Below are 23127 nucleotides of genomic sequence, written 5' to 3' on the forward strand. Positions count from 1 at the left end.
TGGCAGTAAAAAATTAAAGAAATTTAATTGTTGATTTGCCAGTTAATCATGCTTTTATTTTGTGCTGTTAGCCAAAGGTTGGCTTTTGAGAAATGTTGACAGCCGAAGAAACCACGATAAGCTGAAAGCGGTGATGGATGAGGCCCATTAAGTACATAATGCTTTTCTTGATCTATATTCTTACCTTTCTTTTGTGCGTGACTGCCCCACAGTAAAAATACGCAACCTTGGTTATGTTGATTTATTTCAGCAATTATTTTATCGGTAAAGGTTTCCCAACCTAACTTTGCATGAGAATGCGCCTGCGCTTGTTTAACGGTAAGTACGGTATTGAGCAACAGTACACCTTGTTCTGCCCATTCAACTAGGTAGCCGTGCTCTGGCGTTTTAAAATCAGGTATATCTTGCGTAAGCTCCTTGTAAATATTAACTAATGAAGGTGGTACTTTAATTCCTTTGCGTACAGAAAACGCTAAGCCATGCGCTTGTGACTCTCCATTTTTTCCTAAGCCATGATATGGGTCTTGACCAAGTATAACCACTTTTACATCAGATAAATCAACACTAGCAAAAGCAGAAAAAACGTCTTCTTCCAGAGGGAATATCACCTCGCCACTCGAACGCTGTGTATTTACCTCTAAGGTTAATTTTTTAAAATAATCTTGTTGTTGCTCATGAGCAATTATTTTTTGCCATTGGGGTTTTAACGTTGTCATATTGAGTAGCGCACCAGGTAACTTGTAGTATCGCTCTATTATGAGGCATTATGTGGGGGTATGTCATCGAGTGAAATGAAAAATAGTTACTAAGGGCAACTATGCATCGTACTAACTTTCAACGCTATGGTGAATAAAAGTTATCAGTGGGGTTCTAGAGATGAAGTTAGATTGCCACGCTTGTTACAACATTACGATAGTTAATAACTGACATTAACTTTTATGTATTATTGACCATATATTGAAGTATATTGGCCATAATATTTATTATTAGCTGTCATACGAATTCAAGCTTTGAGTACATTTAGTCGTTGAAGTTATTATGGTTAACTTAATAAGGAGTAATGTGTATCTGACCCTACTTAATATGATTCAAATGGAAAGCGCCTTTAACACTTAAAGGTAGATAATATTATATTTCCCTTCCTATTTATTCTCTTTCTTAGCAATCAAATATAGCGCGTTAACCAAAAGTTCGTGCTCTTCTGAGCCCCTTTGAATATGCCACGCTTTACCAAGACAAAGTCCGGCTAAAAAAGGTAAACTTGTTGAACCGAATCCAAACTTGTCATAAAAAGCTAACGATAAGCTTGGCATAAACACTAAAACAATAAAAACGACTCCTAATATAAGAAATAACCATTTATTTATTGTTTGTTTTTTGTAGTACGTTTCTAATTTGTCCGCAAATTCCAATTTTGTCATCAATCTTCCCTAGTTGATTTAACACCTAAACGCAGCCTTTAAACAGAGCATAATTAGTGGGTTAAATAGATAATTCTAAACTTAGCATATTATTTAACCTGAACTCTGGATAATGAGTGCTTGATACTCAAGTGAATCAAAAGCTTAGTTGATAAAGTAAATGCTCTAGCTAGGTGAACATCACGAATAGACATCATCAATGCTTCATTTTATGCCATTTTTAAGGCAAAACGTTTATGAATAGCGCGCTATTTATCGACGTTTTAACGCAGAAAATGGCATAAAATGAAGCATTGAGCAAGTGCTGCTTATCCAGAGTTCAGGTTATTTATACTCAAAAAAAACAAGCAAATATCAAAAAGGCAGTTTTCACTGCCTTTAAAATAATATGACATCCGCTAATGCGCCATCAGTTTATAAACCTATTAGCGTTATGCTAATAAGTACGCTCTAAGTTCAGCAAAATCAGTAGAGCTTGTTGTTGAAAGAATGGTTTCACTTGCACAATCTGCAAGTTCTTTTGGTAAGCCAATAGGTTGGCCTAAAGTGCTTTCAACGATGTCTTTAAATTTCGCCGGGTGTGCGGTACCCAAGAACACGCCAAACTCAGTATCCGTGGCATTGTATTGTAATGCTCGGTAAGCCACTGCAGCATGTGGCTCACTTATGTAGCCAAGTTTTGCTAGTTGGATCATCGACATTTGTGTTTGCTCTTCGTCTATTGATACAGAGCTAACACAGTCTTGTTCAACTAAGCCTGCTTTTAGCATGTGCTCAACACGTGGCCAGTTATTCGGGTTACTAACATCCATGGCATTAGAGATTGTCGCTACGGTATCATTAGGTGTCCATTCGCCAGTTTCTAAATAACGCGGTACGGTATCGTTGGCATTGGTTGCAGCAATAAAGCGCTTAATTGGCAAACCTAAAGCTTTGGCAAATAGCCCAGCGGTTAAGTTACCGAAGTTACCACTTGGAATTGAAAATACGATGTCGTTCAACGCTTCAGCACCTTTTTGACGGTAAAGTTGCGCCACAGCTTCAAAGTAATAACAAATTTGCGCTAACAAACGACTGATGTTGATTGAGTTAGCCGAGTTTAACCCGATAGTTTCTTTCAATTCTTTATCTTCAAAAGATTGTTTTACTAAAGACTGACAATCGTCGAACGTGCCTTCAACCGCTATCGTACGGATATTTCCGCCTAAAGTGGTGAACATTTTTTCCTGTAATAAACTGATCTTACCTTTCGGGTATAAAATAACTACTTCAATGTTCTCAATGCCATGAAAAGCATGAGCTACCGCAGCACCTGTATCACCAGAGGTCGCGGTTAATATTGTTATTTTTTTATTCTGACTGAAAGCTTGTAAACACTTAGCCATAAAACGCGCACCGAAGTCTTTAAACGCAAGTGTTGGCCCGTGAAACAGCTCTAGTATCGCGCGTTTTTCGCTAATAGGTTGTATTTGAGCTGGAAAGTTAAAGGCATCGGTTACTATTTCAGTTAACTGCGCTTCAGTTAAATCGTCACTAACAAATGGGTAAAGCACTTTAACGCTGCGCTCGACCATAGGTAACGCTAGTATGGCTTCAATATTCTCAAGGCGCGGCATTTCTTCTGGAAAAAACAATCCTTGATTACGCCCTAAGCCTTGCTTTACCGCACCAGCAAAGCTGACTTTTTCATCATTTTCTTTTAAATTATAAAATTTCACACTCAATTCCTATATCGGGTTTCTTCAGCTTACTTTTTACTAGCAAGCTGAACTAATAACTCACTCAGGTAAACACATTGCACCTTGAGTATCAGCTTGGCAAATATGAACAAATCCTTCACTTTTACCTGTTGCTGATGTTTGTAAGTAATTTTCGTTTAGCCAGTTTGCAAACTTCTTCGCTTTTTCTTCATCGTCTGTCACGCAAAAAAGGGTTGGGCCTGAGCCTGAAATACCCACCGCTAAACAACCTTCTTGGGTTAAGTAACGCGCTGCATCGCTATAACCGGGTAAAATTGATTTACGATAAGGCTCTGCAACCACGTCGGTTAGCACTGAAAATGCTTGGGCTTTATCACCACGATGACAAGCATCGACAAATGTTGCTAAGTTTTGTCCAAAACTAATTAAGTCTGCACGAGAATATGACGCTGGTAATATTTCTCTGGATGCTTTTGTTGATACTTCAATACCTGGATATGCCATAACAAAATAACAATCGTCAAACTGTGGCAAATTACGGGTAATTATTTCAGGATTAGGCACCATCAACTGCATACCACCTAAATAACAAGGCGCAACATTATCATAGTGTAGACTACCACTAATTTGCGCTTCCATTTGTCCCATCATTTTTAATAAAGCTTGCTCAGAAAAACTAAACTGATGGTATTTTTCATAAAAAGCATTTAAGCCAGCAATAGCCGCTACTACAGAACAAGCGCTAGAGCCCAGCCCGCTACCTACAGGCATGCGCTTGTCTAAAGTAAGTTTAACAGCTGCAATAGTTTGTTCATTGGCTAACAATTCTTTATTGAATAACAGTAAACAATGCCAAACGATATTTTGCTTTACGTCGCTAGGTAATTTTTTAGCAAAATCACCTGTTACTTCTATTTGGTCGCCGTCATTACTGTGCGTCACTGTTACAACATCGCCAAGTAATGTGCCATCAACAGGTTTAACTGCTAGGCCTAAAACATCAAAACCAACATTAACATTACCTATTGATGCCGGTGCAAATACAGATACACTCATTAGTGTTGTTGCTCCCATGCTAAAGTTCTTAACATATCACCGAAAACACCGGCAGCGGTAACTGCAGCGCCAGCGCCATAGCCACGTAAAACAAAAGGTAACGGTTGATAATAGCGACTATGAACCGCTAAGGCATTTTCGCCATCTTTAATGCTATATAATGGGTGATCAGCGCCAACAGCTTCAATAGACACCTGACATTTTCCATCAACAATATTACCAATGTATCTTAATACTTTCCCTTCAGCTTTCGCTGTAGCAATACGCTCAGCAAATGCCTTGTCAAGTGTCGGTAAGTTGCTCATAAAGGTTGCTACATCACCACTGTCATCAAATGACGGGTCTAGCACTGGTTCAATGGTAATATCCGTTAACTCTAATGCCATACCTGCTTCACGTGCCATAATGAGTAGCTTGCGCGCAACGTCCATACCACTAAGATCATCACGAGGATCTGGCTCAGTAAAGCCCTGCTCTTTCGCTAACGTAGTAGCTTGAGATAATGTCATGCCCTCATCAAGCTTACCAAATATATAAGATAACGACCCTGATAATACGCCTTCAAAACGCACTAACTCATCACCTGCTTTTAACAAGTTTTGTAAGGTATCAATTACCGGCAAACCTGCACCAACCGTTGTTTCATATAAGAATCGACGATTAGTTTTTTGAGCGGCTGTGCGCAACGCCTGGTAATATTCCCAAGAGTCTGTATTGGCTTTTTTATTTGGCGTTACAACATTAAATCCAGCTTCTAAATAATCAACATATTGTAAAGCTAGCGCTTCGTTAGAAGTACAATCAACCAATACTGGGTTGATTAAATGATTTTCACGGACAAACTGTTTAAGGTTTTCTACCGTTACTGGCACAGCTTTCTCGCCAATATTCGCTTGCCAATTTGCTACATCAATTCCATCACGATTAAACACCATGCCTTTACTGTTTGCTAAACCATAAACGTTAAGCGCTATATTATCGGCGGTAAGTTTTTCTTGTTGGCGCGCAATTTGAGCTAACAACTCACTGCCAACCACGCCACATCCAACCAAAAACACATCGATTGCTGGTTTGTGTGAGAAAAAGTTTTGATGACTCACTTTCATTGCATCGGTACATTTTCTGCTTTCAATAACCACAGAAATACTGCGCTCTGACGAGTCTTGCGCAATCGCTACAACGTTAACACGTGCCTGTGCCAGCGAGCTGAAAAATTTAGCGGCAACACCTTGCTGATGATGCATACCATCACCAACTAACGACACAATAGATAATTCGTGAGTAAGCGAAAGTGGCTCTAATAAACCATTTAATAACTCTAATTCAAATTCTTCTTGCAGACTTTGCTCTGCTTTCTCGGCATCAGAAGAATAAATACAGAAACTGATACAATATTCACTTGAAGATTGGCTGATTAAAATTAACGAGATATTTTCACGGCTCATAGTGGCAAAAACACGACTAGCCATGCCTACCATACCTTTCATACCGGGGCCTGAAACGTTAACCATCGTTAAGTCGTCAAGGTTTGAAATAGCTTTTACGCGTTTTTGTTGATCGTTTTCATTCGCGATTAACGTACCTGGCGCATCAGGATTACCCGTATTTTTAATAAGACAAGGAATATGATGTTGAGCAATAGGACCAATCGTTTTCGGGTGAAGAACACTCGCACCAAAATAAGATAATTCCATTGCTTCTTGATAAGACAAGTAATCTAAAAGTTGCGCTTCTTTGATCAAACGTGGGTCGGCATTATATACGCCATCAACATCTGTCCATATTTCACAGTACTCTGCCTCGCTACATACCGCTAAAACCGCAGCAGAGTAATCTGAACCATTACGACCCAATGTTGTAACATTACCACTGCTGTCAACACCGATAAAACCTGGCATAAGTGCAATATTATTAAGATCACTATAGTTATTTTGGAACTTCTCTTTACATAACACTAAATCTGCCACGGCATTCATAGCAACATCGTTGGTGCGTAAAAACTTTTCTGGTTCAATGACGCTAGCTTCGATTGCATCAACAGCTAATACAGACTGCAATAACGCAACGCTTAGACGCTCACCAATACTAATAATACGAGCACGAACATGTTCAGGACAAAAAGAAAGTAATGTTGCACCGTGCAAGTACCGGCTTAATTGATGTTCCCAAGTGGCAAGAGCTTGCTCACTGTGTTGTGGACAAAAGCTAGGTAAAGTGGCTGATAAGTCTTGAATAATGTTTTCAATAGCGTGTTTAAAATGCAATAAGTCACTTTTCAACTTATCTTCGTTAGAAATATTTTCTGCCATGGCCACCAAGTGATTAGTCACCCCTTGTGGCGCAGATACAACTACTGCAAGACGAGATGACTGGCTTTTGTTTTTGATGATGTTCGCAACTTCAATAAAACGTTGCCCTGAAGCCAATGACGAACCACCAAATTTTAATACACGCATTTTTACCCCTTTAAACCCTAAAAAACAAAAAAGCCCGTAACCTAAATGGTCACGGGCTTTATAAAATTGCTAAATTCTACACGTCAGCCGATGACCACCATCCCGGTGAGGGTGGTAATGGTAATAATTGTAATGTTGCGACGAAATAGAATATTCATAGGTATAAAGTGCCTGATATGATTTTTTGTGTCAACTGCTTTTTATGAATAAAAAAAACTAATATATGTATAAAAGTTAGGAAGAGTGAATATTTTCTAAAAGTATTCAGGAAACGTTTCGTTCTTTAGCGACACAAACTTGGTTTCGACCTGAGTTTTTTGCTTTATATAAAGCTATATCTGCTCGACTAATAATGTCTTCATAGCGGGCATCATATTCATTCATAACGGCAATACCTATACTAACCGTTACATTAATGTTTTCCCCTTGATACTCAATAGCGTTATTTTCTATAGTTTTACGTATTCGCTCAGCTACATCGTGTGCGCCTGTCAATTCTGTATTAGGCAAAATTACAGCAAATTCTTCGCCACCATAGCGACCAAATAAATCCCCCATGCGTAATAGTTCATTAATGACTTCTGTCGTTTCAATGAGTACCTTATCGCCTCCCTGATGACCATAGGTATCATTTAAAAGCTTAAACTGATCTAAATCTAACATCACTAAAGCGAGTTCTTGCTTATAACGATTAGCACGTGAGAATTCAGAGGCTAAGCATTCTTCCCAATGCTTTCGATTAAACGCTTGGGTTAAGCCGTCTATTCGATTAGATAACGCTAATTCATTTAATGCTTTATTGAGTTGTGTTTGGTAGTGGCAAACATCGGTAACATCTTCTATTAGAATACAAATACGCTCAACTTCACCTTCAACCTCAATAGGTAAAAAAGTGCAGTTTTGCGCCATAAAGTCGCTGTCTGTAGTAATTGGCCGAGAGTGAGAAAGTTCAAAAAGGTGATGTCGTTGCTCCCAGCCACAAAAAGTTTGATTCTTTAATTGTATTACGCTTGAGAGTTTTCGTTCAAACCACTTCCTAGGTAATTCAGGAAAAATAGTAAAAATACTTTTACCAACAACTTGTTTATCGCTTTTATTGGCATGTACCTCTAAAAACCGATTCCACATAAGAATATTAAAGTTTTTATCTAAAATTAAAATGCCGGTATTAAGACGATTTGGCAGGTCTGCAAAAAGGTTATCTAACATTTTTAAAAGTCTGCCAGTATGCGATCAATAACTGCTTTAATATTACTAATAGCTTCTTCAGGTATTAGCAGTACCATGTCACAATTGAATGAGTAATCTGTTACTTGGTAACTTATTCTCACTTTTAGTGCATAATCCCAATTAAAAGATTGCTGCTGAATGTGCTGATTTATCGTGTTTAAATTTGTCGATAAAAGTCGTGGGGCACTGTATGACATTTGATTATCGATTTGACTAGCAAACACATTCAAAAAAGTCGTTGTTAAAATTGAACTTAAATCTATCATTTGTTCATCAAATGATAATTCTTCTGCTTCATAACCAAGTAAGTCAGCTAAGCGGCTTGAATCAAGTGGTTGATACATTAACAAAGCTTCACCACGAATACCTTCATAACCAAAGAAGCCTTGGCTTACAATCGACGTTGCTTTTAAGTCATGATTAAGGCTGTCGAATAAGAACTCAGAGCGAACTTGTTCAATACTAGGGACTTTTAAATACACAAAGGTATCTAAATATCGAGCAAGTTGATCGCTCGCTTGCCCCATGGCGACATTGATCAACTCTTGTAAACAATCGTGTTGATCTTCTGTTAAGTCAAATGCGTTCATAGGAAACCGTGACTTTTTAAGTGTTCATTTAATGTATCTAATTCTATCGGTTTACGCAAAAATGCTTTTGCACCTAATGCTAATACGCGGTTTTGCATTTCTGGTTGAACATCGGCAGAAATAACAAACACTGGCAGGCTAATCTCTTCATCTTGTAATGCTTGAAGTACGCCCAGCCCATCAATAATAGGCATAGTTAAATCAAGAAAAAGAATGTCAATCTGTTGATTACGTAAAATATCCAGTGCTTCTTGGCCATCTTTAGCTAATTGCACATCAGTTGATAGGTTTTCTGGAAGGCTTCTAAGTACTTGCTTTCTTGCTAAGTTAGAGTCATCACAAATAAGAACACGGGTACTCATTTGGCGCGATTCCTTAATTATTTTTTTTATTAACGCCTAATTTACCTTAAATTTACGCTGCTGTTAATTGAAAAACTCATAAAGGCGACATTTTTATGCAACTTTAGCAACTAATAATACTAACTTGTGACATATTTAAACTGATATTAGCGCTATTAATTAAGTTTATAGCTATAGCGCTTTAGCAAAATGTAAGTTATTGCCTCTTATTATTGCTTAGACCATTGTGGGCTCATAAGCTTACCACTAAATGTATTTTCTTATTTCAACGCATTTAATTATATTTAGTGCAGGTTGTAATTCCATAAAGTAAGTACCCGTAAGCAACTAACAATACGGGTTATAAGTTTATTAATAACTCAATAAAAGTTACTGACATAACTGCAGATAACAAATAAATGCCTATTGCCTTCCAACGGTAATTTGTTAATTTCATCATCATCCCCTAACTTTCAATGTAATCAACAATTGTGGGTAATTATTGATACTGAAGCACATTAAATTTTATTGTTTTGATTTTTTAATCGCTTAATTGTTCAATTGTTCAATTGTTCAATTGTTTAATTGTTTAATTGTTCAGTAATAAACAGAAGCAGATTTTGTGCCAATCATTTTTATTGAAAAGATAGCTAGAATAATACATTAGGAGCTTTCTTTAGGGTTGTTATTTTTGAAGGGCTGTCAGGTGATCAGAGTTTTAAAGCGACTAAGACCATTTAAGATTGGGCTGATTTTGATGCATCCAAATTTTAGCGTTTTTATATTCAGGACAATATATAGCAACCAGCTGCCAAAATTTTGTCGAATGGTTCATGTACTCAATATGGCATAACTCATGAATAATAACGTAGTCAACTACCCACGTTGGTAGCATTTTTAGTAAGTAATTAAAGCTTAGTTCAGCCCTGCTATTGCAACTTCCCCATCGGGATTTGTATTTTCTAACTTTGACTGATGAAGCGTGCAATGACATTTTGTTTGAAAAAAGCGCTAAGTGGTTTGCGAGATAATTCTCAATGCTGACTTTAAACCAACGCTCAATTTGCGACTTAATTTTCGACACAGTTATATCACAATGCAAACCGAGCGCATGGTAACGATTATTAATAATAACCGTTAAACTTTGCTCAAGTGGATCATGAATAACATTTGGGCTACCAAAGCTAACAATAATGCGATGGGGTAAGCCATCGATAAAAACAGATGGCTGTTGCTTAGCGTTTTCACGCTTAAATTGCTCGCTAAAAGAAGGATTTACTAAAGAGTTTTGCTGTTGTTCAGCAACTTTTTGATTTAGCCACTGTAATTTAGCTTGGATTAAACTTTCAACATACGACGTTTTAACAAATGTTGGTGCTCTGACAATAACTTGAGCATTTTTAACTTGTAAGCCAATTGTTTTTCTTCGCTCACTGCGTATTAACTGATATTCCAAAACAGCACCATATTACATCCAGTTTAACTGAGCGTTAATCAAATTAAATACACCTAAGTATGGTGGTTTACTTCAGAAAATACGCTTAATTGTGCTCGAAAAGTTAGCGACTATGCAGCAGATTTAGCTTTCGCTTTTGCTTTAGTACTTGTTGCCTTAGCTTTTTTAACGGTCTCAGTAGCAGTGCTAACACTTGGTGCTTCAGCAGTATCTTCAGCAACTTTTTCTACTGCTTTTTCTACTGTTTCGTTTTTAGCTTTATTTGAGCTAGGCGCAACAACTTTTTTGCTCTCTGCTTTAGCTTTTTTAGCTTGTAATGCAATAAGCACGTTATCTCGGTTTTGTGCTAAATAAACAGCAAGCTCTTCACGAATACTTTCAGAAAGCTCTACAGGTGCTTGTTCAAACATTTCAGATAAATTGTCTGCCATATCAAGCATTTTATCGTATTCATCTGCGGCTTTTTTATCCATGAATGTTTCTACCTCCACACCTTGTCTTATGACGACAAATCGACTTTCAACTGCCATTGTTATCCCTTATTTAACTATTTACCAAACTCTAGTTATTGCCAAAATGTATTTGTAGCACGCAGTATACATCCAAACAATAACTGTACATATTAACAGTATCATACCTAAGTTTTATCAAATTACCAGACAATGTTATCTGGCAACTGATAATTTATAAGGTAAAAAATTTAAGTTACTTTAATTCGCGTATTCTAAATGTACGGCCTTTTAGCTTACCGTGCGTTAGTTTGTTTAACGCTTTTCTTGCCACCATTTTCTCAACCGCCACATAAGCCCAATTTGGACCAAGTTGTATTTTCCCTACTTGCTCAAATGTAATACCATTTTCGCCCGTAAGTGCGCCAACAATATCACCCGGCCTAACTTTTTGCTTTTTGCCGCCATCGATTTGTATTGTGGTCATTTTCGCGCTGAATACGCTTTGCTCTAGCACGTCGCTACTCGGGAGCTCTTCACCTTCAATGGTGCGCTCTAAATAATCTTCTAATAAACCAATTTTATACCTGTCTTTATTACTAAACAAAGTAAACGCCTGTCCAGTACTACCTGCACGCCCCGTTCGGCCAATGCGATGCACATGCACTTCGGTATCATGAGCAAGGTTATAGTTAAATACCGCATCAAGCGCTTCAATATCTAAACCACGCGCCGCAACATCTGTGGCAACCAGTATTGAAGCACTTTTATTTGCGAAACGCACTAAGGTTTGATCTCGGTCTTTTTGCTCCAAATCGCCATGCAATGCCACAACACCAAAACCGTATGCGGCTAATTTGTTCGCAACATTTTGAGTTTCAATTTTGGTATTACAAAAGATTACGCTCGACTCTGGCTTGTGTGTTAACAACAGTAAACGAATAGCCAACAGACGATCTTCATCGCTTTCTACTTGATAAAAGTGTTGTGATATTGTGCTGCTTTCATGAGTCGATTCTACTTTTATCACCGCAGGCGAATGCAAGTATTTATTGGCAATTTTTTGTATTTGATCAGGGAAGGTTGCACTAAACAATAAGGTTTGTCTTTGCTGTGGCATGGTCGCAATAATATTATCTAGAGCTGCTTGAAAACCCATGTCTAACATACGGTCAGCTTCATCTAGTACGAGTGTATCAACATGCTCTAGCGACAAAGTGCCACGCCCTAAATGATCTTCAATTCTACCCGGTGTACCAACAATTATATGCGCGCCGTGCTCCAATGAGCCCACTTGTGGTCCAAAAGGTGTGCCACCGCAAAGTGTTAGCACTTTAATGTTATGTATAGCACGCGCTAGTTTTCGAATTTCTTTAGCTACTTGGTCAGCTAATTCACGTGTTGGACAAAGTACTAAAGTTTGAATTCTAAACTTTTTAACTTGTAGTTTATTTAACAAACCTAGGCCAAAGGCTGCTGTTTTACCAGAGCCTGTTTTACCTTGAGCAATAACATCTTGCCCCGCTAAAATAGCCGGCAAGCTCTTAGCTTGTATCTCTGTCATCTCGTGGTAACCAAGAGATGAAAGGTTTTCTAAAATTGCAGATTGCAAGGTAAGTGATGAAAATTTGCTGTCGCTCAACGTCAAAGTCCTAACGTAAAAAATAATTGTCGCTATTTTACACGCTTTCGCTCACGCAAGCACAGCTTTACGCAATTATATTAGTCGTTAAAATAAAAGCATGAAAAACAAGCTTAATTTACTATTAGGTTTGAGAGTACTTTCGCTAAGGCTTTTGGCGACTCTAGCGGTAACATATGGCCGGTATTAGCAACGTCTTCTATGGTAATATTTTCTGCAACAATAGGCGCTTGTGTTAACTCTGCCCTTAACGCAATAAGATCGACTAAGTTATCTTTATCACCGACAAGAAATGTAATTGGTAAGGTTAAATTGGCCAATAAAGGCAATAAATCAGGCCTGAGCAAAGAGACCTCAATTTGATGCAATAATACATTTCCGCCAAGCTCTTGGTCCATGGCGGTAATAATTTTTTTAATATCTTGATAGCGAGACAAACTGAACGCTTTAATATTTGGATGCAACAAGTCATCAATGCGCTTATCCGGAATGCCAGAGTAACCACGTTGCTTTATCCAACTAACCGTTCGTTGGCGTTGCTTAACTTCTGCTGCCGGCAGGTTTTGCGGAAAGTTTGACACTATGAGCAAATGCCTAAGTTTATTGCCAAGTTTTAACGCGATTGCACTCGCAATATAACCGCCAAGTGAAAACCCAACCAATATTGCATTATCGTGGGTTATTTTGTTAGCCAAGTTAGCAACCACTTCATCCATGCTACCGGAACTGGGTATCACTAAATGAATCAGCTGATAATCGCAGTTACATTCAACACTTTGCTGCTGTAGCAATTGCCAAGCGGGTTGCCACAGCTTTTCATTGCACATAGTACCGGGAATAAAGTAAATGACTTTTGACAAACTTAATCCTACTTTTTTAAAATTGGAATTGACATAATTACAGATAAACAATCACTAACAAACGTTATTTATAAAGCATTAACCGGTGATTTCCTGAAAATAACGTCATAAAAGTGATCAAGCAAAAAAGCGTTCAAATAAACGAATATTCACTGTTGCATTCGCTTTAACTCGACCTTGCTCCGCTGGCAGAACAATATAACAATTAGCAGCAGCAATACTGGTTAATATGCCTGAACCTTGGTTGCCAGTGCTAGTTACCATTAACTCACCTTGCCCGTTATAAGATAAAACACCCCGCTGAAAATCCATACGCCCTGGTGCTTTTCTTAAATCAGTTACCGTTTTTGCGCGTAAAGTTATTGCAGGGGGAGTTTGGTAGTTTTGCAGCTTCATTAATGCTGGCATTGCCAATAAATCAGCGGTAACCATCGCCGAAACAGGATTACCCGGTAGACCAAAGAAAATACTGTTGGGAAGTTTACCAAAAGCGAAAGGCTTGCCGGGTTTCATTGCTATTTTCCAAAAAGCTATTTCACCAATTTGCTCAAGCACTAACTTAGTATAGTCGGCGTCACCCACTGAGACCCCACCCGAAGAAATAACCGCATCGGCTTGGGCATCGGCTTGTAAAAATGCCTCTCTAATCGCCTTTTCATCATCTGCAATTACCCCGAAATTAATTACATTTACGTTAAGGTTTTTAAGCATTGCTGATAAAGCATAACTGTTACTTTCAAAAATATCGCCGCTCTCTAGCGGTTGTCCTAAGGCTTTTAATTCATCGCCAGTAGCAATTAAAGCCACATTAAGTTTTCTATAAACACTTAATTCATTAATACCAAGTGATGCTAATACGCCAATATCGATAGCTGACAATCGACGTCCTGTTTTAAATACAACTTGGTCACGACTGATATCTTCGCCTGCTAATCTAACATTATCGCCAAGATGTCTAGGTGCTAAAAAATGAATATTTTCACCATCTACTTGACAGTTTTCTTGCATTTCAACCGTGTCACAATCAGCGGGAATTTTAGCGCCAGTCATAATACGAATGCACTGGCCTTTTTTACACTCACCTTCAAAAGGTTGACCCGCCATAGAGCGCCCAACTAATGTTAAGCTTTGTTGGTTTTGCAAGCTTTCATGGGCAAATGCATACCCGTCCATAGCAGAGTTATTGTGCCCTGGTACATTAATCGGACTCGTAATATCGTTTGATAAAACCCGGCCCAATGCTTGAGTTAGGGTAATATTTTCAACATCAGTTATTGGCTTAATAGCGGCAAGCATATTCTCTAATGCTTGCTCAAAGGGTATTAATCCGGGTGCAGAGCAACAATCAACCATAATAAAACGCTTCCAGTTTTGAAATTTTATTCATAAATTAAATTTAAGTAAGAACGTTAACAATAATATTTCCATCAGTGAACACTATTTAACATAACCACGGTCTTTATCTGTTATATTAAGCCGAATCATACTATGCTTGCCATTGTATGATATAAAATATTTAATCATTTATTATTCGCCGAGCTTTCTTAGCTACACCTAATAATTTTAGGCATGCTACTTAAGCCGTAAACCAAGTTTTAAACTTGAGTTTGCCAGGGTTAACAAGGAAACTTGTTTGCCTCCCGACTTTGGAAAGGTGACATGTTAACAGACAACTTCGGCCGCAAGTTTTATTACTTGCGCCTATCGATCACTGACGTTTGTAATTTTCGTTGTAGCTATTGCTTACCCGATGGTTATAAATGTGATCACGATAGACAATTTTTAACCTTGCCTGAAATAACCCGTTTAGCTTCAGCATTTTCAGCTATGGGTACGGAAAAAATTCGTATTACTGGCGGTGAACCTTCACTGCGTAAAGACCTGCCTGAAATAATTGCAAAATGTAAGCAAACGCCTGGCATTAAGAAAGTAGCTATTACTACAAACGGCTATAAACTTCCTGAGCACTTACCTGCTTGGCTAGCTGCAGGTATTGATGCCATCAATATCAGTATCGACAGTTTAGACCCAAGACAATTTCATGCTATTACCGGCCACGACAAACTTGATCATATCCTCAAAGGTATTGATATGGCGCTCGACGCCGGCAATGTCGACATTAAAATAAACACCGTATTAATGCGTGAATATAATGGTTACGATATTGCGAGTTATTTAGCTTGGTTAAAAGATAAACCCGTTACATTACGCTTTATTGAGTTAATGCAAACAGGCGATAATAAAGCGTTTTTTGATGCGCAACATGTGCAAGGCTCTCGTATAAAGCAGAACTTAATTTTAGATGGTTGGTTGCCAGTAATTAACGATAAAACAGCAGGACCAGCACAAGAATTTTATCATCCAGATTATGCCGGTAAAATCGGCTTAATCATGCCTTATTCGAAAGATTTCTGTAATACCTGTAATCGTTTGCGCGTAAGTTCGTTAGGTAAATTGCATTTATGTTTATTTACCGAGCAAGGCTTATCGTTAAAAGACTATTTACAAACAGATGATGTTGAACCACTAAAAGCGGCAATTACCAGCATGCTAACAGATAAAAAGCAAACTCACTTTTTACATGAAAAGCTCACTGGCGCTACAAAGAACCTTGCGATGTTGGGCGGATAATGGCTCTATTTCAATCATGTTTAGGGGTTGTTTTAGCGGGAGGGAAATCTTCTCGAATGGGCGAAAACAAAGCTAATTTACTGCGCAAAAATCAAGATATGCTCTGTTATAGTAAGTCGCTACTTAACGCAGTGGGAAGCTCGCAAGTTATTGTTAGTGGCGGCGAACGCGGTATTAACGATCTTGTTGCTGACATGGGTCCGCTCGGCGGCATTCAAAGCATTATTGAACAATTTAAACCACAAGCGCTGTTAATCTTACCGGTTGATTTACCCTTAATGACCTCAAACGAACTCTCAGCGTTAAAACAGGCGGGCGAATTAAGTCAACGAGCTTGTTATTTTACTGACCATTACTTGCCGTTGTACTTACCAGTAAATGCTTTTGTTGAACAATTTTTTCAACAACCTTTATCCGTTATGAAGCCTCAAGTAGCTACACAAAAGGCTCACGGTAAACGTAATTTATCAGGGCCTTCTGTACGCAGTTTACTCGCACAAGTGCCGCACAAGGCAATTACACCTAAAAACGGTCAATGTTTATTTAACACCAATACGCCTGAGCAATGGCAACAGGCTAAACAACTTTTATCTTTGCAAAGGAAATCTCATGTCTAGCAAATCTTCTATCCATTGTGGCGATGGTTTCGTACCATTAAATATCGCAGTATTAACTGTTTCAGATACACGCGAAGAACACAACGACACTTCAGGGCAGGCCTTAGTTGAACGTTTACAGGCAGCGGGTCATAAGTTAGCCGCTAAAGCCATTTCAAAAGACGATGTATATCAATTACGTGCTGTTGTTTCTCAATGGATTGCCAGTGATGATGTACACGTTATATTAACTACCGGTGGTACGGGTTTTACGGCAAGAGACAATACCCCTGAAGCACTATTGCCTTTATTCGATAAAAATATTGAAGGCTTTGGCGAAGTATTTAGAGCAATATCTCTCACCGAAATAGGCACTTCAACGATTCAATCTCGTGCTTTTGGTGGCATGGCAAATAGTACCGTTATTTTGTCGGTCCCAGGTTCAACCAATGCGTGTAAAACAGCTTGGGATAAATTAATTGTTGAGCAATTAGACGCTAGCCATCGCCCATGTAACTTTGTGCCGCATTTAAAGGTTACATAAGCTTAATTGCTAGAACATAACTTATAAAAAAACTCTTATAAAAACACCTTATAGAAATATCGATGTTGAAGATCATGGGTAAATTAATGCCAACATTTTTATCAAAATTGAGCTCATTATGTGTGGTCGGATTAATGTTATTCACCAACGCAACTTTTGCTATGACAGAAAAGGCTCAAGCAGGGCCTTTACGCATTGCCGTAGCAGCCAATTTTGCCCCTGCACTTAAAATACTCCTAGCCGACTTGCCAAATAAAGAGCAATTTAACCTGCAAATTATTAGCGCAGCTACTGGCACGCTATATTTGCAAATAAAACACGGTGCTCCTTTTGATTTATTTTTATCGGCTGATGCAACACGCCCAGAGTTACTTGAGCAAGCACATTTAATCCTAGAAAATAGCCGCAAAACTTATGCTCTAGGACAAATAGCCTTGTGGTCGGCAACTCAACCAATTAGTCATTTAAATGCCTTAACACACTATGAAGGAAAATTGGCTATTGCCACCCCTGACACTGCACCTTATGGCGCAGCGGCTCAGCAAGCACTTACCTACTTATCCTTATGGCCAAAAATTAAAAGTAATTTAATTACCGGTATTAACATCAACCAAACCTTTCAACAGGTTCGCAGCCAAGCCGTTCCATTTGGTATAGTAGCGAATAGTCAACTGGTGATGAATAAGCTCAGCGGTGTTATTATTCCAACGCATTACTATCAGCCAATAACACAACAATTAGTGATTATTAAATCTAGCCGTCAAGTCGCCCTAGCCAAAAAAATTAGTGACTATATTCTCCAGACCAATAGCCAAGCAAAATTACAAAGTCTAGGTTATTTAGCGGTAACTTCATCAAACCCATTAGATGAGGCCAAGCTATAATATGACTGACATTTCAGCTGATATTCTCGCCCTTGTTACCACCTTAAAAATGGCGGCCGTGACTACCGTTATTCTGTTACTGATAGGCACGCCACTGGCATGGTATTTAGCAAAATGGCAAAGTCGCTTTAAAGTATTTTTTGAGGCGATAGTTGCCTTGCCATTAGTATTACCACCCACGGTATTAGGCTTTTATTTATTGTTGGCGTTTTCACCGACATCGTTGCCTGGTGAGCTATGGCAAAGTGCAACGGGTAGCCAGCTTGCTTTTAGTTTTAGCGCCATTGTTATTGGCTCTGTGCTCTACTCTTTGCCCTTTGTGGTGCAACCCTTGCAAAAAGCTTTTGAACAATTAGGCGATCATCACCTTGAAGCTGCCGCTATGTTGGGCGCAAGTCCAATAGACCGATTTTTCAGTATTGTTTTTCCATTAACCAAAGCCAGTTTTATTACCGCAACCGTATTAGGCTTTGCGCATACCGTTGGCGAGTTTGGCGTGGTGTTGATGATTGGCGGAAATATTCCTGGTGAAACAAGAGTGCTGTCTATCGCGTTATTCGATCATGTTGAAGCCTTTAATTATGCTAATGCTCATATACTTTCTGCTGGGCTGTTAATTGCCTCTTTATTACTGCTTTCTTTGGTGTATTTATTGGGTAACCATTTAAATAGCAACTTAAACAAAAAGCAACGAGTTACTAAGTTATGAGCCTTTCAACGTTGCCAAATAACTCGCCTACGCTTAGCAATGCGATTAGTACTCTATCGTTAGATTTTACAGTCTCATTTAGTCAATTCGAAACGGCCATTAAACAAAATATTAGTATCGATAACATTACTGGCATTTATGGCGATTCAGGCTCAGGAAAGTCAACTTTACTGCGGGTAATTGCCGGGCTTGAAAAACAGGCAAAAGGCCAAGTATCGTTCAATGAAGTAACGCTACAAAACAGTGAAAAACGCGATTTTGTTAAAGCTGAAAGTAGAAACATAGGCTTAGTTTTTCAAGACAGTCGATTATTTCCTCATTTAAGTGTTTATGAGAACCTCGCTTATGGTGCAAAACGACGTAAAAATCCTAAGCTAACCATAGAAGAGGTGCTGACGTTAACGCAATTAACATCATTGCAGTACCAAAATGTATCGCAACTTTCTGGCGGTGAAAAACAAAGAGTATCCATTGCTCGAGCTTTACTCGCTGAGCCTAAATTGCTGTTATTAGACGAGCCATTTAGTGCGCTCGATAAAACGACAAAATCACAAATGCTGACATTTTTAAGAACCATTCAGCAGCAACTACAATTACCCATGCTTTATGTCAGCCACAGTTTAAGTGAATTGCAATATATAGCGGAGCAATTAGTGATAGTTTCAGCTGGAAAAATAAGCCATGTAGCGCCAATTCATCAGGCTATTCATTACTTAAACAGCCGTGGTGAAACTAGCGTAAAAACGAGCTTGTCGCTAACCATTGCTGAACATTTACCTAAATACGGCCTGACACGACTGAAATTTTCTGGATTATTAGACACTGAGCAAAGTATTTATTTGCCATTACTTGCACTCAATTCTCAGCACTCAGATGAAGAAAGCTTAATAGGTCAGCAACTCCCTTGTATGATTCACGCTCGGGACATCAGTCTCTGTTTAACCGAACCAGAGCACAGCTCAATTGTGAATCATTTACCAGCAACCATTACCGCTATTGATTACAATAATACTAATGCTTTAATTGCCCTCAAATGTGCAGAGCAGGTTTTCTATGCACAAATAAGTTTATGGTCAGCAAAACGTATGGCGCTAGTAGTCAACGCCAACATCTATCTTCAGTTTAAAGCTAATGCGGTACATAGCTATCATTATACAGGCTCAATAACTCATGCTTAGTGCAAACGAAAAATTACGTTTCAGTCGACAAACCATGTTGAAAGGCATTGGCGAACAAGGCCAGCAAGCGTTAAAGAATGCACGCGTTTTAATTGTTGGCATTGGCGGTTTGGGTAACCCTGTAAGTGCTTATTTGAATGCCGCTGGCATTGGTAATATCTATTTGGTTGATGGCGACACTATTGATATAAGTAACCTACATCGACAAATATTGTTTAATGAACATGATATTGGCACAAACAAAGCTGATATAGCCGCCGAAAAACTCCAGCAACTTAATACGAGTACCAACATTGAAGTGCTCGATGAAATGCTCGACGCTGAGCTTGCCGACTATTATTTGCCATTAGTCGATTTGGTACTTGATTGCACTGATAACATAAATACACGCTATTTAATCAATCAAAAGTGTATCGAACATAAAAAACCCTTAATTATTGGCGCTGCAACAGGGTTTGACGGTCAATTTATGTTTGTAAATCCAAACCAAGTAGACAGCGCCTGTTATCAATGCTTATTTCCTGCAGAGAAAAAAGCCCCTGATAATAACTGCCAAACCCTAGGCATATTAGGGCCAGTACTCGCGGTTATCGGCGGTATGCAAGCTTTGCAAGCCATTAAGTTTTTAACCGGTAATACTGTGAAAACTAATCAATTAAATATTTTCGATGGTTTAAATAATTCATGGCAACAATTTGCTTTAAAGAAACAGCAAAAGTGCCCTATTTGCGCAGGGTAATTCAAGCTTAGCATGGTCAATAAGACAAAACTAACATAACAATAAAGCCATTAAGCTCAATTATACCTCTTTAAGTTAAATAAGCCCCTAGCGCTCAGCGTAGCGCTAAGAGTTTTAAACTGATTAGTGCTACCGTAATACTGGATTAGCGCTTAACTTCTTAACAAAGGCCTTAACATATCCTCTAAGCCATTAAGTTTTACTTCATAAATAAGTGCTAACTGCTCGCCAAGTTTGCCCTCAGGTAAGCCCTTAGCATGAAACCAAACTAAATATGGTTCGGGTAATTGAAGTAACTTTCTGCCACTATATTTCCCAAAGGGCATTATTTGATTAATCGCAGCAATTAATTCTGCATTATTTTCTACCGACATAAAGTTTGTTTGCTCAACCGAGCCCTCATATATTATTTATTATTGCTTAATTTACTGACATAAAAATGTCATGTCTGCTGCTTATAATCACATCATATTAACGAATTGGTATCAGTGTGATACCTAAATTTGATACAAGGAATTATGATGTCAATAGTTAGGAAGCGTAATGCAGCCGCTAAAACTTATATACCAACTAATGCACGCGACAATCAGTATATCTTGGCTGAATTTGCTTTAACAGACGAATTACTCGCAAGCTTGCCTGCACAAATAGCAAAAGACGGCAGCAATAATTATTATGGCTGCTATCAAGCGTTAGCTAAGTTATTGTTTACACTAAGCGATGAAAGCGGCATTAAAAATAGCATACTCGTAGCGAACAACAAATTAGTGAGAGTGCGTTATAGCCAAGAAATGCATCAGTGGCAAACAAAACAACAAATCATATTTTATTACGATCCAAATCAACACGTATTACAAAATTCGTTTTTTGACGCCAATGTCAGAGCAAAGAAAATCACCTTGTTGTTTTTAGCTTCAGGTACTGAGATTAGAATTGGTGCGGCCAGTTTTCACCAAAGGGTTAAAGCCCTACTCCAAAGTTTTGCAGAAAAAATTAAGCTACCATTAAGCGAAATACGTATGCGTGATCATCAGCATTTAACCTATGATATTTTTGCTAAAAACAAAGGCTGCAATACAAGTACAGCACATAAATTTAGACCTATTGCCCAAAGGTATTCAAGCGAAAATGTTGATTTGCCTAACAATGTAGCTTCTATCACCTATGCCATTATCGACTTAACACTTGATCATAGAATTTCGCAATTGGTAGATATTGACGCTACAGCAAAAGATCCTTACAACCCGCTTTATACTTACCTAACAGATACTTTTTCTTTAGTGGCGAAACGTTTTAACTTGAACAATGGTGCTTTAATCGCAAATGGATTAGTCCCAATTGTTAGAAACAGCTTACATGATTTAGTCTCTAAAGTAGGCGAATTACAAATGTTAGGCTACAACCCAAACCAGAGTCCTTGTGGCATAGTTAGTCGATGGCAGGCAGCTGAACTAGTTGATAATGTTCAGTTTATATTTGTTGCTAACAGTGAGAATGGCGAAGAACAAAACTATGCTAAATTTGTTAATCAAATTGAACAAGCTATGCGTTTATTAGCGACTGAATTAGAGCTTCCAACAGCAAAAGATGAACTAACTTTACGCTTTCATCAGCATATTGCTTTTAATCTAACCTCAGATTAATTTTTTCTAATTTCATATTGTAAACCTAGTGCTAACTAAGGCACTAGGTTCTCTATGTTTACTCTTATTGGCTTTAAAGTATAAGCTTAAATAAGCGCGTAAAAATGTCATAAATTTGTCATAAAAAAAACTATTCTCCTTCCTAAAGCTCGCTAAATAAAAAACAAACTCTAGAATTTGTTTTTTTGCTTTATACACGCTCACTTTAGTACCACTTCAACAATGACTCAGCGACAAGAGTCCTTATCAAATCAATTTAACGGATAAATTATTTAATAAATTAACTCACAAAACATATAGACATCTAAACGGCTAGGTGATATCTTCTGAAAAAGTTAAACACATAGACGTCTAAACGTCTTATGTTTTCATCACGTAATTATGTTGTTCACTAGCAATAGTGAAGAGGAAAAGAAAATGAGCATCGAAAAAATAACTTTAGGCGCTGGCTGTTTTTGGTGTATTGAGAATATTTTCGCCCGAATTAAAGGCGTTGTTTCTGTAACCAGTGGTTATGCTGATGGCGATATTGAAAACCCAAGCTATGAACAGGTTTGTACTGGCACGACTAATCATGCAGAAGTAGTTCAAATCACATTTTCTCCTGAGCAACTTAGCGTTGAACAAATATTAACCGTGTTTTTTGCCATACACGATCCTACAGCGATCAACCGTCAAGGCGATGATATTGGTAGCCAATATCGCTCAACAATTTTGTTTCACAATCAAGCTCAGCAAAAATTAGCTATCGCTCGAATTGCAGAGTTAACTAACAAACAAGCTTTTGATCAGCCTATTGTTACTTCAGTGAAGGCCGCTAATAACTTTTATAGCGCTGAAAGTTATCATCAAGATTACTTTACTAACAACCCAGAAAATAAATATTGCCAGTTAGTGGTCGTGAGAAAAATACAAAAGTTCTTAAATGAATTCTCTTATCTATTAAAAGATGAAGACTTAATACCTCAAGCAAGTTAAGTGTCAAAGTTTTCAGGCAAGTAA

23 protein-coding genes and 1 riboswitch are annotated in these 23127 nt (G+C 38.2%); of the genes, 9 read left to right on the plus strand and 14 right to left on the minus strand.

The features are described 5' to 3' along the window. Positions 1–23: 23 nt before the first annotated feature. From ung to moeA, 13 genes are all read right to left on the minus strand, one after another. Positions 24–716 (minus strand): uracil-DNA glycosylase, encoded by a 693-nt coding sequence (ung, locus tag AC27H3_RS01610; RefSeq protein ID WP_487103173.1) that lies wholly within the window; start codon positions 714–716, stop codon positions 24–26. 426 nt (positions 717–1142) lie between these two features. Then, positions 1143–1421, minus strand: a complete 279-nt coding sequence (locus AC27H3_RS01615; protein ID WP_487103175.1) for a hypothetical protein — start codon at positions 1419–1421, stop codon at positions 1143–1145. Between the two features lie 431 nt (positions 1422–1852). Beyond that, on the minus strand, positions 1853–3139 hold the full coding sequence (gene thrC, locus AC27H3_RS01620; protein WP_487103177.1) for a threonine synthase: 1287 nt from the start codon (positions 3137–3139) through the stop codon (positions 1853–1855). 60 nt (positions 3140–3199) lie between these two features. Beyond that, a complete protein-coding gene (gene thrB / locus AC27H3_RS01625) occupies positions 3200–4177 on the minus strand; it encodes a homoserine kinase (RefSeq protein ID WP_487103179.1) in 978 nt (325 codons plus the stop codon). Further along, positions 4177–6633 (minus strand): bifunctional aspartate kinase/homoserine dehydrogenase I, encoded by a 2457-nt coding sequence (thrA, locus tag AC27H3_RS01630; protein ID WP_487103181.1) that lies wholly within the window; start codon positions 6631–6633, stop codon positions 4177–4179. Before thrA ends, thrB begins: the two co-directional genes overlap by 1 nt. 264 nt (positions 6634–6897) lie before the next feature. Next, positions 6898–7842: a GGDEF domain-containing protein gene (locus AC27H3_RS01635; RefSeq protein ID WP_487103183.1), complete on the minus strand. Its 945-nt coding sequence runs from the start codon at positions 7840–7842 to the stop codon at positions 6898–6900. A 2-nt stretch (positions 7843–7844) separates the two neighbouring features. Further along, the gene (locus AC27H3_RS01640) at positions 7845–8453 is read right to left on the minus strand and encodes a chemotaxis protein (RefSeq protein ID WP_487103185.1); all 609 of its coding nucleotides are present in this window, start codon (positions 8451–8453) and stop codon (positions 7845–7847) included. Further along, a complete protein-coding gene (locus AC27H3_RS01645) occupies positions 8450–8815 on the minus strand; it encodes a response regulator (protein ID WP_487103187.1) in 366 nt (121 codons plus the stop codon). The genes AC27H3_RS01640 and AC27H3_RS01645 overlap by 4 nt, the downstream gene beginning before the upstream one ends. 706 nt (positions 8816–9521) lie before the next feature. Beyond that, on the minus strand, positions 9522–10250 hold the full coding sequence (locus AC27H3_RS01650) for a M48 family metallopeptidase (protein ID WP_487103189.1): 729 nt from the start codon (positions 10248–10250) through the stop codon (positions 9522–9524). A gap of 110 nt (positions 10251–10360) precedes the next feature. Further along, positions 10361–10780, minus strand: a complete 420-nt coding sequence (locus tag AC27H3_RS01655; RefSeq protein WP_487103191.1) for a YebG family protein — start codon at positions 10778–10780, stop codon at positions 10361–10363. A gap of 175 nt (positions 10781–10955) precedes the next feature. Continuing rightward, a complete protein-coding gene (gene dbpA / locus AC27H3_RS01660; RefSeq protein WP_487103193.1) occupies positions 10956–12347 on the minus strand; it encodes an ATP-dependent RNA helicase DbpA in 1392 nt (463 codons plus the stop codon). A 107-nt stretch (positions 12348–12454) separates the two neighbouring features. Further along, positions 12455–13201, minus strand: coding sequence for an alpha/beta fold hydrolase (locus AC27H3_RS01665; RefSeq protein ID WP_487103195.1), 747 nt, complete (start codon positions 13199–13201; stop codon positions 12455–12457). Positions 13202–13318: 117 nt separating this feature from the next. Beyond that, on the minus strand, positions 13319–14554 hold the full coding sequence (moeA, locus tag AC27H3_RS01670; RefSeq protein WP_487103197.1) for a molybdopterin molybdotransferase MoeA: 1236 nt from the start codon (positions 14552–14554) through the stop codon (positions 13319–13321). A 167-nt stretch (positions 14555–14721) separates the two neighbouring features. Next, a riboswitch (molybdenum cofactor riboswitch) is annotated at positions 14722–14874 on the plus strand. Here moeA and moaA point away from each other — a divergent pair. From moaA to AC27H3_RS01705, 7 genes are all read left to right on the plus strand, one after another. Continuing rightward, positions 14861–15832, plus strand: coding sequence for a GTP 3',8-cyclase MoaA (moaA, locus tag AC27H3_RS01675; protein WP_487103199.1), 972 nt, complete (start codon positions 14861–14863; stop codon positions 15830–15832). Its footprint overlaps the riboswitch before it by 14 nt. Continuing rightward, positions 15832–16449: a molybdenum cofactor guanylyltransferase gene (locus AC27H3_RS01680; RefSeq protein ID WP_487103201.1), complete on the plus strand. Its 618-nt coding sequence runs from the start codon at positions 15832–15834 to the stop codon at positions 16447–16449. The genes moaA and AC27H3_RS01680 overlap by 1 nt, the downstream gene beginning before the upstream one ends. After that, entirely contained in the window at positions 16442–16972 is a 531-nt protein-coding gene (gene moaB, locus AC27H3_RS01685) for a molybdenum cofactor biosynthesis protein B (protein WP_487103203.1), read from the plus strand. Before AC27H3_RS01680 ends, moaB begins: the two co-directional genes overlap by 8 nt. A 62-nt stretch (positions 16973–17034) precedes the next feature. After that, on the plus strand, positions 17035–17856 hold the full coding sequence (modA, locus tag AC27H3_RS01690) for a molybdate ABC transporter substrate-binding protein (protein WP_487103205.1): 822 nt from the start codon (positions 17035–17037) through the stop codon (positions 17854–17856). A 1-nt stretch (position 17857) separates the two neighbouring features. Further along, positions 17858–18565 carry a molybdate ABC transporter permease subunit gene (gene modB, locus AC27H3_RS01695; protein WP_487103207.1) on the plus strand — a complete coding sequence of 236 codons (708 nt, stop codon included), beginning with the start codon at positions 17858–17860 and terminating at the stop codon, positions 18563–18565. Then, positions 18562–19743 (plus strand): molybdenum ABC transporter ATP-binding protein, encoded by a 1182-nt coding sequence (gene modC / locus AC27H3_RS01700; protein WP_487103209.1) that lies wholly within the window; start codon positions 18562–18564, stop codon positions 19741–19743. The genes modB and modC overlap by 4 nt, the downstream gene beginning before the upstream one ends. Then, the gene (locus AC27H3_RS01705) at positions 19736–20482 is read left to right on the plus strand and encodes a HesA/MoeB/ThiF family protein (protein WP_487103211.1); all 747 of its coding nucleotides are present in this window, start codon (positions 19736–19738) and stop codon (positions 20480–20482) included. The genes modC and AC27H3_RS01705 overlap by 8 nt, the downstream gene beginning before the upstream one ends. Before the next feature lie 152 nt (positions 20483–20634). On the opposite strand, the gene AC27H3_RS01710 is transcribed toward AC27H3_RS01705, so the two are convergent. Continuing rightward, positions 20635–20856 carry a DUF3820 family protein gene (locus AC27H3_RS01710; protein WP_487103213.1) on the minus strand — a complete coding sequence of 74 codons (222 nt, stop codon included), beginning with the start codon at positions 20854–20856 and terminating at the stop codon, positions 20635–20637. Positions 20857–21003: 147 nt separating this feature from the next. Between AC27H3_RS01710 and AC27H3_RS01715 the strand changes: the two genes are divergently transcribed. Beyond that, positions 21004–22125 carry a DUF3083 family protein gene (locus AC27H3_RS01715; RefSeq protein WP_487103215.1) on the plus strand — a complete coding sequence of 374 codons (1122 nt, stop codon included), beginning with the start codon at positions 21004–21006 and terminating at the stop codon, positions 22123–22125. A gap of 417 nt (positions 22126–22542) precedes the next feature. Next, positions 22543–23103, plus strand: coding sequence for a peptide-methionine (S)-S-oxide reductase MsrA (msrA, locus tag AC27H3_RS01720; protein WP_487103216.1), 561 nt, complete (start codon positions 22543–22545; stop codon positions 23101–23103). Positions 23104–23127 lie beyond the last annotated feature (24 nt).

It is taken from the genome of Colwellia sp. NW0002-52-1, from assembly GCF_057550865.1.